Source organism: Actinomycetes bacterium (genome assembly GCA_036510875.1).
Taxonomy (GTDB): Bacteria; Actinomycetota; Actinomycetes; order Prado026; family Prado026; genus DATCDE01.
This window is the reverse complement of the sequence record DATCDE010000010.1, coordinates 1-11,886: the sequence shown is the minus strand read 5'-3', so window position 1 is coordinate 11,886 and position 11,886 is coordinate 1. Positions and strand designations below refer to the sequence as shown.

11 protein-coding genes and 1 pseudogene are annotated in these 11,886 nt (G+C 69.4%); 8 read left to right on the top strand and 4 right to left on the bottom strand.

What is annotated here, in order from left to right; genetic code table 11:
* The coding region (locus VIM19_00770) for a DUF2252 family protein (GenBank protein ID HEY5183450.1) at nucleotides 1–701 on the bottom strand (701 nt) is incomplete at its 3' end.
* A 489-nt stretch (nucleotides 702–1,190) separates the two neighbouring features.
* On the opposite strand from VIM19_00770, the gene VIM19_00765 reads away from it, so the two are divergent.
* From VIM19_00765 to VIM19_00750, 4 genes and pseudogenes are all read left to right on the top strand, one after another.
* Entirely contained in the window at nucleotides 1,191–1,454 is a 264-nt protein-coding gene (locus tag VIM19_00765) for a PLDc N-terminal domain-containing protein (protein ID HEY5183449.1), read from the top strand.
* 64 nt (nucleotides 1,455–1,518) lie between these two features.
* On the top strand, nucleotides 1,519–1,926 hold the full coding sequence (locus VIM19_00760) for an ester cyclase (protein HEY5183448.1): 408 nt from the start codon (nucleotides 1,519–1,521) through the stop codon (nucleotides 1,924–1,926).
* Nucleotides 1,927–2,152: 226 nt separating this feature from the next.
* Nucleotides 2,153–3,007, top strand: a complete 855-nt coding sequence (locus VIM19_00755) for a class II glutamine amidotransferase (protein HEY5183447.1) — start codon at nucleotides 2,153–2,155, stop codon at nucleotides 3,005–3,007.
* Nucleotides 2,992–3,557: pseudogene (locus tag VIM19_00750) on the top strand (transposase). The gene VIM19_00755 and the pseudogene VIM19_00750 overlap by 16 nt, the downstream one beginning before the upstream one ends.
* A gap of 493 nt (nucleotides 3,558–4,050) precedes the next feature.
* On the opposite strand, the gene VIM19_00745 reads toward VIM19_00750, so the two are convergent.
* Nucleotides 4,051–4,500 (bottom strand): hypothetical protein, encoded by a 450-nt coding sequence (locus VIM19_00745; GenBank protein ID HEY5183446.1) that lies wholly within the window; start codon nucleotides 4,498–4,500, stop codon nucleotides 4,051–4,053.
* A gap of 331 nt (nucleotides 4,501–4,831) precedes the next feature.
* Here VIM19_00745 and VIM19_00740 point away from each other — a divergent pair, with 331 nt between their 5' ends.
* From VIM19_00740 to VIM19_00730, 3 genes are all read left to right on the top strand, one after another.
* Nucleotides 4,832–5,233, top strand: a complete 402-nt coding sequence (locus VIM19_00740) for a metalloregulator ArsR/SmtB family transcription factor (GenBank protein ID HEY5183445.1) — start codon at nucleotides 4,832–4,834, stop codon at nucleotides 5,231–5,233.
* Nucleotides 5,230–6,141, top strand: coding sequence for a cation diffusion facilitator family transporter (locus VIM19_00735; protein HEY5183444.1), 912 nt, complete (start codon nucleotides 5,230–5,232; stop codon nucleotides 6,139–6,141). Before VIM19_00740 ends, VIM19_00735 begins: the two co-directional genes overlap by 4 nt.
* 169 nt (nucleotides 6,142–6,310) lie before the next feature.
* Nucleotides 6,311–7,663, top strand: coding sequence for a chloride channel protein (locus VIM19_00730; GenBank protein HEY5183443.1), 1,353 nt, complete (start codon nucleotides 6,311–6,313; stop codon nucleotides 7,661–7,663).
* Here VIM19_00730 and VIM19_00725 read toward each other — a convergent pair.
* Both VIM19_00725 and VIM19_00720 read right to left on the bottom strand, forming a co-directional pair.
* On the bottom strand, nucleotides 7,587–9,002 hold the full coding sequence (locus VIM19_00725; protein HEY5183442.1) for an anaerobic sulfatase maturase: 1,416 nt from the start codon (nucleotides 9,000–9,002) through the stop codon (nucleotides 7,587–7,589). The genes VIM19_00730 and VIM19_00725 overlap by 77 nt on opposite strands.
* Before the next feature lie 50 nt (nucleotides 9,003–9,052).
* Complete coding sequence (locus VIM19_00720; GenBank protein ID HEY5183441.1) at nucleotides 9,053–11,413, bottom strand: arylsulfatase; 2,361 nt, start codon at nucleotides 11,411–11,413, stop codon at nucleotides 9,053–9,055.
* Nucleotides 11,414–11,666: 253 nt separating this feature from the next.
* Here VIM19_00720 and VIM19_00715 point away from each other — a divergent pair.
* Nucleotides 11,667–11,886 (top strand): DUF6325 family protein (locus VIM19_00715; protein ID HEY5183440.1); only part of this gene is annotated, 220 nt, incomplete at its 3' end.

The window sequence follows — 11,886 nt, the reverse complement described above, 5'->3', positions numbered from 1 at the left end:
AGCTCGCCGTCGATCACCTGGGTCAGCTTGGCCTTGGCCTTGAGCCGGTCCTTCGACTCGGCCTTCGCCGTGCTGCGCTGCAGGGCCTTCACCGCCTTGCCGCCCATCTCGCCGCCCCACTGCCGCATGATGCCGTCGACGTCGAGCGACGCGTACCAGATGTCGAGGTTGCTCATGCCGGCGAACGTGCGCATCGCCCGGCGGTACGACTTCACCGTGCCGGTCACCAGCGCGGTGCACTGCTTGGCGTCGAACCCGCGGCTGCGCCCCGCGATCTCGAAGCTGGCGGCGAGGCGCTTGACGTCCCACTCGAACGGCCCGGGATGGGTCTCGTCGAAGTCGTTGATGTCGAAGACCAGTCGACGCTCCGGGGACGCGTAGATCCCGAAGTTGCTCAGGTGGGCGTCCCCGCACAGCTGCACCTGCAGCCCCGAGTCGGGCGTCCGCGCCAGGTCGGACGCCATCACCAGCGCCCCACCGCGATAGAAGGCGAACGGCGAAGCCAGCATCCGCCCGTACCGGATCGGCACCAGCTCGGGCACCCGCGACGCCGCCTGACCCTCCAACAGACCGATCGGGTCCGCTCGACCGCCGGTGACCACCTCCGCGTGCGACTCCAGCGGAGCTCGTTGACGAGCCGCCTTCCCGGCCGCCCGGCGGTCGGCGCGGTCCCGGTGGGTCACCTTGGGCGGCTGCTCCACCCGCGGGCGAGACGATTCGCCACTCAGATCAAGGACTTTCGTGCCGGCCGCATCCGTCATCGGGCTCGCCTCCGAAGGTGGCTGCGAAACGCAACCACTGGACCCTGGTCTACACCCGGTGGACCCTCGTCCGGTAGGTGCCCAGGCTCCGGCAAGCGCTGCTGCGCGCGCTCGTAGCCCTGTCGGGGGCCGGTCCCGGGACGCGCCGCGCGGGGTCGCCGACGCCGTTTCCGGCCGCCCCTCGCCAGGCTCGCCAACCGTGCAGGACAGCCAAGGGCCGTTCGGCCCAGAGCGACACCCTGCGCCGCGGGTGACCCGGCGGCGTGTCGTCGAGGCGGCGCCCCAGCCCCGCTGGTGCCTCCTACGGGGTATGCGATCGGGGTCTATGTTGGCCACAACTCCTCGGCCAGGAGAGTTGAGGGGGCCGCCTTCGACGGGGCGGGGCGCCATGGCGGGCACAGACCTGCCCGCCATGGGGAGGAGATAGCCGTGAAGGTTCTCGCCGAGTTCGGCTCGGGGCAGGTGTTCTGGTCGATGCTGTGGTTCTTCCTGTTCTTCATCTGGATCTGGCTGCTGATCACCGTGTTTGCGGACATCTTCCGCAGCCCCGACATGGGCGGCGGCGCCAAGGCGCTGTGGACGATCTTCGTCATCGTGCTGCCCTACCTGGGCGTGTTCGTCTACCTGATCGCCCGCGGCCACAAGATGCAGGAGCACGCTTCTAGGGGTCGAGCTGGGTCCGGCCCGTGGTGAATGCCGCTGCAGGCGGCGCGTACGGTCCGCACGAACGCCGGGAGGCAGCATGACAAGTGCAGAGGTGCGACGTGAGGCTCTCGCCAACGCCATCCGCGCCTGTCTGACCGGCGATGTCGGCCTGTGCGAGCGGGTGTTCACCGCGGACGTCGTCTGCTCGTCCCCCACGATGGCCGCCTCCTCGCGCGACGAGCTCGAGACCCTGCTGTCCAGCCGGGCGGACGCGTTGTCGAACATCGAGCTGTCGATCGACCGGCTGCTCGACCTCGAGGATGCGGTGGCCGCCGAGTGGCACGTGGCGGCCGCCCATGCTCGTCCGTTCGTGATCGCCGAGGACACCCGGCTTGTTGCGGACAGGGAGATGCTGGTGCTCACGGGGGCGACCTTCGCGGACTTCAGCGGGGTTCGGATCTCGGTGATCCGCCACTACTTCGACAGGGCGGCTCTACTTGAGCAGCTGCGAGCGGAGTGAGCTGTGGTGCGCCTGATGGGGGCTCAACGAGCTACTCGCCGGTGTCGGGCCCAGATCTCCCATGTCGGAGGCCACCACAGGCAAGAGCGGATTCGGCGATCTGCCAGGACGGCTGACGAAGTCCGCCTGCCCTGCGGCCCGCACGGTGCGTACAGACAACGATCCGCCGGAAGTGGTGTTTCCGTGCCCTGAGGGGCACCCACGCCGATTCGAGGAGGCGCAGGTCATGTGTCGTTGGCTGGCCTACTCCGGGGAGCCGCTGCGCGCCTCTGAGCTGGTGTTGCACGCCAAGCACTCGATCGTCGCTCAGTCGCTGGATTCTCCGTTGGGCGCCGAGACCGTCAACGGCGACGGGTTCGGCTTCGGCTGGTACCCGAAAGATCCGCAGGCAGGCAACGTCCCCAGGCTCTTCCGCAGTATCGAACCCGCCTGGAACGACCAGAACCTGCGCGAGCTCACCGAAGCGATCGAGTCCCCGCTGTTCTTCACTCACGTCCGGGCCGCGGCCGGCCCGCCGATCCAGCAGAGCAACTGCCACCCCTTCCGCTTCGAGAACTGGTTGTTCATGCACAACGGCGCCCTCGCCGACTTCAGCTCTGTCAAGCGCGATCTGACCTTCGCCGTCGACCCGTCCCTGTACCCCAACATCACAGGGACCACCGACTCCGAGGTCCTCTTCCACCTCGCGCTGAGCTTCGGCCTTCGGGAGGACCCCATCGCAGGTATGGCGAAGGCCATCCAGATGGTGGAGTCAGTCGGCCACCAGCACGGAGTGGACTTCCCCATGCAGGGGACAGTCGCCGCATCTGACGGGGCAACCCTGTGGGCCTTCAGGTACTCCTCGCAAGGTCGCACCCGCAGCCTGTTCCACTCCGTCGACATCGAAGCACTGCAACAGATGTACCCGGACGTCGAACGGCTACAGGTCTTCGGCCAACGCGCCCACGTCGTCGTCTCCGAGCCGCTGACCGACGTGCCCGGAGCGTTCATCGAGGTCCCCGAGTCCACGGTCGCCATACTCGACGAGTCCGGATACCACCACCGGCCATTCCGGCCCTCGCGAGGGTCCACCTCGACCTGATCGACCATCACACCGCGGCCGTCCAGGAGCTCACCCAACGGATCGAGGTGATGATGGAGCCGTTTCGCGGGTTCCACACCCTGATCTGCACCATCCCCGGGATCAGCACCCTGACCGCCGACGTCATCGTCGCCGAGACCGGCGCGGACATGACCCGGTTCCCCACCGCCAAACACCTGGCGTCGTGGGCCGGCACCACCCCAGGGACAACGAGTCGGCCGGCAAGGTGAAGTCGAGCAAGACCCGCCCGGGCAACCCCTACCTGCAAGGCGCGCTCGGGGCCGCGGCGATGGCGTGCTCGCAGAACCCCCGCACCTACCTCGGTGCCCGCTACCGACGCATCGCCACACGGCGGGGACCGCAAAAGGCCAACGTCGCGATCCAGCACTCGATGCTGACCGCGATCTGGCACATGGGCACCACCGGCACCCTCTACGACGACCCCGGCGGCGACTACTTCACCCGGCTGCACCCCGACCGCGCGAAGAACCGCGCCATCCACCAACTCGAGGCAATGGGCTACCGCATCACCCTCGAACACGCCAGCTGAACAAGACCGACCTCCGCCGCGAGGGAGGAATCTTCGCGTCAGGGCCTTGCGGCGCATTCCGCGCCACGAGCCGACACGGCCTGTATGGGAGTTCCAGTCCCCCCTCGGACACTTTGATGTGGGAAGCGTGCCACCTCGCGGTGCGCCGGGGCACCCGACTCCCTCGCCGCGGCCACCGTGCTGTCCCACCCCCACGCCCCGGCCGAGCCGGATGGGCGGCGCGGCGCACCGACACCAGGGCCGCCTGCCGGCCCGGGAGGCTGTCGCAGACAGGCCCGGCCAGACCTTCCGGGCGCACGTGCGCCCCGGGATGCTGCAGCTGACCCCGGCCGACCCGAGTGAACTTGGACACCGGCTCGGATCAGCCGATCTCGATGAGCGGCTGGCAGGGCATGCGCGATGTCCGCGTCCCACATCCTCAGATGCCGCAGTCGTTGCCGTCGCTCACGCCGCGACTGGTGGGCGACCTGCGCGGCGGCGATCGGCGCAACGGTCAGGCGATCGCAGCCTTCACCAGCGCGACGACCCTCTTCTCCACCCCGGGGCTCCACTCGTGGAGCGCGTACGACACCGGCCACATATCCCCGTCGTCGAGGTTCGCCGCCTCCTGGAAGCCCAGGGTCGAATACCGGTACTTGAACTTGCCCGCATCCTGGAAGAAGACGACGACCTTGCCGTCCGCGTTCGCGTAAGCGGGCATCCCGTACCAGGTCTTCGGCGACAGCTCGGGGGCGGTCGCGGTCACCGTCACATGCACGCGCTCGGCGAGCGCACGATCCTCCGGCGCCATCGCCGCGATACTGTCGAGAACCGCCTGCAGGCCGTCCGCCCTCTTGGCGCCCTTCCTGCCCTCGGCGCGCAGCTCGGCGGCGCGCTCCTTCATCGCGGCGCGCTCCTCGGCGCTGAAGCCATCCGGCTCGGCCTTGGCATTCTTCCCGGGCATTTGCGGGCTTCCCTTCTCGATGCTCCGAGGCTCGGCGTCATGTCGGCCCTCCGTCGACAGGCTAGGCCCGACCACACCGTGGCGCTTCCCCATTCCTGATCGGATCGGGGGCCCCGCCGAGGCGCTCGAGCAGCGGCCTGCTTCACCTACGCAACGTCCGACTCTGCCCGCGAAGCAGATACCCGCGACGTGCTGTTCCAGCGCGGGTGATCTTTGAGTGCCGACCGGCTGGGACCGGATCGTCGGCCGGGAGTACCGCGACGGACCCGTCCTCTGCGCCCACGCGGGCGACCGGACTTGACGTCTGCGCAGCTATTCAGATGATTGTCCTATGGTGAAGGACATCGTCGGGCTCGACGCGTGCGTCACCGCCTGCGTGCACCCGGAGAAGGTCGAGCTGGTGCAGGCGAACGCGCTGGGTGAGCCCGACCTGGATCGGGTGGCGGCGATGTTCAAGCTGCTCGGCGACCCCACCCGGGCGAAGATGCTGTACGCGCTGCTCGAGGCAGGTGAGCTGTGCGTGTGCGACCTGGCCGCCGCGACCGGGGTGGCCGAGTCGACCGTATCCCAGGCGCTACGGCTGCTGCGTGTCTCCGACGTCGTGGCCGGCCGCCGCGAGGGGCGCATGGTGTTCTACCGGCTCGCCGACGCGCACGTCCGGATGCTGCTCGACCTGTCTCGCGAGCACGTCAACCACGAGGAGCGTCCAGCGGCAGCAGGGCCGCGCCGGTGAGCGGCGGCCACGGCCACGGCACCGCCACCGGCCATGCGGGGGCCCGCTACCAGTGGCGGCTGGCCGTCTCGCTCACGCTCGTCGCGGGGTTCTTCGCGGTCGAGCTGATCGTTGGCCTGCTGTCCGGCTCGCTGGCCGTGCTCTCCGACGCCGGGCACCTGGCCGCCGACGTCGTCACCTTGGGTGCGGCCCTGGCGGCCACGCGCATCGCGACCCGCAAGGACACCACCGGACGGCGGACGTTCGGTTCGTACCGCGCCGAGGTCTTTGCCTCCGGCCTGGCCGTGCTCGTCATGGCCGGGGTGTCGGTCTACATCGCGGTGGAGGCGATCAACCGGATCGGCACGCATCCCGAGGTGTCCGGCACCCCGATGCTCGTTGTCGGCGCGGTCGGATTGGCCATCAACGTGATGGGCATCCTGCTGCTACGCGGCGGCTCTGCCGAGAGCCTGAACGTCAAAGGCGCCTACCTGGAGGCCGTCGCCGACGCTGCGGGCTCCCTCGGCGTCCTGGCCGCAGGCGTCCTGGTCAGCCTGACCGGCCAGGGCTGGTGGGACACCGTGGTCGCGCTGGCCATCGGTGTGTTCGTCATGGCCCGGGCGATCATGCTCGGTCGTGAAGTGATCGCCGTTCTCGGCCAGCACGCACCCGCGGGCATGGACCCGAACGAGATCACCGCGGCGCTCGCCGCCGTGCCCGGCGTCCAGCAGGTCCACGACCTGCACCTGTGGACCCTGACCTCAGGCATGCACGTCGCTTCTGCGCACCTCGTCACCGCGAACGACGCACAGACCCACAGCGTCCTGGACTTCGCCCGGCAGACCCTGGCCGACCGGTTCGCTCTGACCCACGCCACGCTGCAGGTCGAACCAGCCAGCCACACCGGCTGCGAGGAGATCACCTGGTGAGGACGGCGCGGCTGAGCGTGCCCGGCCAACCGTTCGAAGGCGAGACCAGGCCGATCTTCTGCCCTCCTCCTGCGGACGAAGGCGGTAGCGTCCGAGGCGACGGCGAGGCGTGGTGTCGCGCGTCGGCGGCGCCTCCGCCTGGGGCGTCCTGCAGAGCCGGAGGTTCGCAGTGAGCGACGCGCAAGAGCAGCCGCCCGGGGCGTCGGCTGGGTCCCCTGCCGAGGCGGCGGTCGACCCGGGCGTCCTGATGCGCACCCGCCAATACCGCCGGCTGCTGGTCGTGTCGGCGGTCGTTGGGGTCGTCGTCTCGGTGGCGTCGTGGGGCTTCTTGGAGGTCACCCACTGGCTGCAGCAGTGGGTCTACGCCGACCTTCCGCACGGCTTGGGCTTGGACCCGGCGCCGTGGTGGTGGCCGCTGCCTGTGCTCGCGCTGGCCGGTGTGGTGATCGCTTTCGCGGTCGTGCGGCTGCCCGGGCATGGCGGTCATGACCCTTCCAAGGGCCTGGCGAGCGGACCGCCGATCACCCCGGCCCAGGTCCCCGGCGTGGTGCTGGCCGCGGTGGCGACGATCGGGCTGGGTCTGGTGCTGGGCCCGGAGGCTCCGCTGCTGGCCATGGGCACCGGAGTCGCGCTGTTCCTGGTCGACCGGGGCCGGCGACCGGTGCCCGACCAGGCGAGGATGGTGATCGGGGCGGCGGGCAGCTTCGCCGCCCTGGCGACGATCTTCGGCTCGCCCATCGTCGGTGCGGTCATCATCGTCGAGGCCGCCGGGCTCGGCGGTGCGACCCTGCCGGTGATCCTGCTGCCCGGGCTGATCGCGGCAGGGATCGGGTCCCTGACCTTCGTCGGGATCGGTTCGCTCACCGGGCTGAGCTCGAGCGCCTACGCGCTGCCGCCGTTGAAGCTGCCCGCCTACCCGACGCCCCGGCTCACCGACTTCCTGTGGACGATCTTGCTCGCGCTCGTGGCCGCGGTGGTCGTATTCCTCATCATGGAGCTGGGCCACCGAACCCGTGACGTGGTGGCCAGGCGACCGTTCCTCCTTCACCCGGCCGCGGCGGTAGTGGTGGGCCTGCTGGCCATCGCCTTCGCCGAGGTGACCGGACAGAGCTCTGGAGCGGTGCTGTTCTCCGGACAGGAGGAGATGTCCGCAACGGTGCAGGCCGCCGCCACGGTGTCCATGGGCGCCCTGGCCCTGCTGCTGGTGGCGAAGGCCCTGGCCTGGGGCGTCTCGATGGGGTCGGCCCGCGGCGGCCCGGCCTTCCCGGCCATGTTCCTCGGCCTGGTGGGCGGCCTGCTCGCCTCGCACCTGCCCGGCTTCGCCGAGACCCCGGCCATCGCCGCCCTCGTCGCAGCCGCCGTCGTCGTCGTTCTCCGCCTCCCGCTGTCTGCGATCATCCTCGCGCTGCTGATCACCCAGGCTGGAGCCGGTGTCGCGCCGCTGGTCATCGTGGCCGTCGCCGTGGCCTACCTGGCGACGCTGGGCCTGTCGGGCCACCTTGAGCGCGCCGGTCCGGTGTAGCGGGTGGCTGCGGGAGGCCGTGGCACTCGGACCATGAGCGACCAGTCGTACACGTGCACGGGTCGTCCGGCTTCCGCCTGGCATCGCCGGCGGCATACCACTCCCGCAGCCCGACGGCATCGCGTCCGCGCCGCAGGAGACCGGCCATGACGCGCATCGGCTCGTCGACGTGCCGGAAGAAGGCCTGGTAGCTGGGGCACAGGTAGTGCAACCCGGGTTCGCCGTCCGGCGTGTGCAGGAAGCGGTCCTTGGGGCAGCCACCGTTGCAGGCGAACCGGACGTCGCAGGCGCGGCAGTACGCCGGCAGCGTGTCGGCCTTCGACTGTCCGAAGGCTCGCTGCTGCGGGGAGTCGACGAGCTGCAGCAGTGTGCGCCCCTCGACGATGTTGCCGAGCCGGTACCGGGGCTCGACGTAGTGGTCGCAGGAGTAGAGGTCGCCGTTGTGCTCGAGGGCCACGGCGTTACCGCAGGTCTGCGCGTGGACGCACAGGCCGACCTGGTGCATGCCCATCCAGTGGGCCAGCGCGGTGTCGAACATGGAGACGAAGACGTCGCCGACGTCGTGGCGGGCCCACTCCTCGAAGACGTCGATGAGGAACTGTCCGTACTGACCGGCGCCGACGGTGCGATGGGTGACGAGGTCGCCCTCCTGGCGGTAGAGAGGACGGGCACCCGGTCGGTGTCCCCAGCCTGACTCTGCCAGCGGCAGTAGCTCGGGGGTCACCCGCTCGACGATGGGGATGAGCTGGACGAACGTGGCGCCGAGCTCGTCGCGCAGGAAGGTGTAGACCTCGCGGCCGTGGTCCCCGTTGGCAGCGTTGACCGTCGTGAGGGCGTTCCAGTCGACGCCGTGCCGCTTGAGCGCGTCCAGCCCGCGCAGGACGCGGTCGTAGGTCGGCTTGCCGCCCTTGTCGACGCGGTACGCGTCGTGCATTTCCCGCGGCCCGTCGATCGACACGCCGACCAGGAAGTCGTTGGCACGGAGGAACTCGGCCCATTCGTCGTCGATGAGGGTCGCGTTGGTCTGCACGGTGTTGAGGATGCGCTGCCCGGCCGGTGCGTACTGCCGCTCGAGCTCGAGGCTGCGACGGAAGAAGTCGAGGCCCATGAGGGTGGGCTCACCGCCCTGGAACGCGACGACGATCTCGTCGAGGCCGCGCTGCGCGGCGAGCAGCTGGCGGACGTACGCCTCGTGGACCGCCGCATCCATGCGGAACCCACTGCCCGGGTAGAGCTCCTCCTTGGACAGGAAGAAGCAGTACTCGCAGTCCAGGTTGCAGATGGCGCCGGTCGGCTTGGACATGACGTGGAACGCGTGAGGGACCGCGCCGGTGGTCACAGCGCGGCCCCTCTCGTCGTCGGCGTTGTCACACGGCGATTCTGCCCGACTCAGTCGAGGATGAACCAGCCTTGGACCTGGGCCTCGTGCTCGACGTAGCGCTCGCCGGAGACGTCGACGACGACCTTGTCGATCGTGCCCCCGGTGAAGGTGAAGGGAGCGGCGTACGCCGACGTCACGGGAGAGGCGTCGTCACGACCCACGCAGAGCCCATCGCCGACCGCGCAGAACAGCCCGGGCTGTGTCACGATCTCGCCGCTGCCCACGACGTCGTCGTCGACGTACAGCGTGAGGGTGCCGCGGGCTCCCGGCATGGCGGGGTCCTGACTGCGGCCAGCGGCAGCGAACTCGGCGGTGACCACGTGGGGCCCTGGCTCGAGATCCCGGTCCGCCGTGATCGTTTGGAGGTAGGTCCCCACCCAGTTGAAGGCGTAGGTGAGCTTCCGGTCCTGGACGTAGAGGCTGTGTCCACCCACCACGCCGCCGTGGGCGAAGATCACCCCCTCGACGTCCGCGGAGTCGACCGCCACGCCTGCGGCGATGGTGTACGACCGACCGCTGATCGACACGGCGGACTGCTCGGGCACCGACGCGCAGTCGGGGTAGTAGATGTACCTGTCGCGCTCCGGCGCGCCGCTGGGTCGTTCGGCGAGGGTCTGCTCGAGAGCCGTGCGGTCGTCGAGCGGAAGCCCGTTGTACTGGGCGGCGAGCTCGAACCAGCGTGCCTTCATCCGCTCGAGCCGCTCGGGCTCCTGGTCGGCCACGTTCCTGGACTGCGAGCGGTCGACCTCGATGTGGTACAGCTCCCAGACATCCAGGTCGAACTTGCCCCACCCGGAGAGCGGCGGGTGCAGCGTGCAGGCGAGCCAGCCGTCCTCGTAGAGCGCCCGCTGCCCCAGCATCGCGTAGAACTGGGTGCGCTTGCCGGGTGCGTCCGGGTCGGTCAACGACGCGGCGAAGCTCTCGCCCTCGATCGGGCGCTGCTCGAACCCGTTGAGCGTCTCCGGCGGGATGACGCCGATCAGGTCGTAGATCGTCGGGACCACGTCGACGGCGTGCACGTACTGCGGTCGAGGCGTCGCCGACGGGGCGATCTTCGCCGGCCAGGCGACGAGCGCCATGTCCGCGATGCCGCCCTCGTAGCCCGCCCACCGCTTCCAGTACGGGAACGGCGTGTCGAAGGCCCACGCCCACCCGGTGTTGTAGTGGTTGTAGGACGTCGGAGCGCCCAGCTCATCGATGTGCTCGAGCGTCAGCTCGGTCGGGGTGGGCACTCCGTTGAAGAACCGCCACTCGTTGAACGTGCCGTTGGGTCCGCCCTCGCCACTCGCCCCGTTGTCCGAGACCACGACGATGATCGTGTTGTCGAGCTCACCGGACGCCTGCAGGAAGTCGACCACGCGACCCACCTGGTCGTCGGTGTACTCGACGTAGCCGGCGAAGACCTCGGCCATGCGCACGAACAGCCGCTTCTCGTCCGCGGTGAGCGAGTCCCAGGGCCTGACCGTGTCGAGCAGCGGCCACGGCTGGCCGTCCGGACCGGTTGCGGCCGGCTCGCCGTGCGGGTTGATGCCCGAGAGCTCGGTGTCCTGGGGCAGCAGCCCGAGCTGCTTCTGCCGGGCAAGGATGCCGTCCCGGATGGCCTCGTAGCCGTTGTCGAAGACACCCTTGTACTTGTCTGCCCACTCCTGGAACACGTGGTGCGGCGCGTGCGCGGCGTCCAGCGAGAAGTACAGGAAGAACGGCTTGTCCGGGTCGACGACCTTCGCGTCGCGGATGAACTGGATCGCCTTGTCCGACAGGTCCTTGGCGATGTGGTAGCCCTCTTCCGGCGTCGCCGGCGGCTCAGTCGGGTGGTTGTCGTGGATCAGGTCCGGGTACCAGCAGCTCGACTCGCCGCCCAGGAATCCGTAGAACCGCTCGAAACCGCGCCCCAGCGGCCAGCGCTTCTTCCACGCCGCCATCCCGGTCTCCTCACCCGGGGTGAGGTGCCACTTGCCGACGCAGTAGGTGTTGTAGCCGTTCTCGACGAGGACCTCGGAGATGAACCCGTTCTCGAACGGGATGCGCGTCGAGATCCCCGGGAACCCCGAGCTGAACTCCGCGATCGTCGCCATCCCGTTGGACGTCGCGTTGCGACCGGTCAGCAACGACGCGCGCGTGGGCGAGCACAGTGCCGTGGTGTGGAAGTTGGAGTAGCGGACCCCCAGGTCGGCGATCCGACTCATCGTCGGCGTGCGCACCGGGCCGCCGAAGCAGTCCATCGTCCCGTAGCCGACGTCGTCCCAGACGACGAAGAGCACGTTCGGGGCGCCCTTCGGCGCCTTCGGCGCCAGGAACGGCTCCCAGTCCGGGACCGAGTTACGAATGTCCAGCTCGACCTTGCCCGCGAACTCGGCTGCCACGTCCATCGCCTCCGTGTGATCCGATTGGGTCCCACCCTGGCGTCGGCCAGCGCACGTCGGATCACCCGCTCAGGATGACACCCTGCGCTCGGCCCGCTCCCGCGCCACCACGTCATCCCGAGCGGGTGATGCGGTCGCCTCCGGCTGAGACGAGGCTGGGGTCGAATCGGATCGGCTGGAGACCGGCGACGACAGGCCAGTCCACTGGCGTGCCGAGACGTGGGGCTACCCAGGCACCCACCGAGAAGGGGAGATGCGCATGACCGTCAACATTGACGAGCTCGGCCCGGTCGACTGGATCGTGGTGGAGTTCCCGGGCAGCAAGTTCAACGGTGAGATCGCCCCGGTCCTGAAGGACTACGTCGACCGCGGGCTGATCCGGATCCTGGACCTGCTGATCCTCAAGAAGGACGCCGACGGCGCCTTCGAGGCGTTCGAGACCTCCGACCTCGACGACAGCGAGATCGGCGACCTGCGCG

Coding starts and splice junctions, on each gene's coding strand:
- VIM19_00720 (HEY5183441.1), bottom strand. CDS start 11,413: ATGGACGTGGCAGCCGAGTTCGCGGGCAAGGTCGAGCTGGACATTCGT.
- VIM19_00755 (HEY5183447.1), top strand. CDS start 2,153: ATGTGTCGTTGGCTGGCCTACTCCGGGGAGCCGCTGCGCGCCTCTGAG.
- VIM19_00740 (HEY5183445.1), top strand. CDS start 4,832: ATGGTGAAGGACATCGTCGGGCTCGACGCGTGCGTCACCGCCTGCGTG.
- VIM19_00745 (HEY5183446.1), bottom strand. CDS start 4,500: ATGCCCGGGAAGAATGCCAAGGCCGAGCCGGATGGCTTCAGCGCCGAG.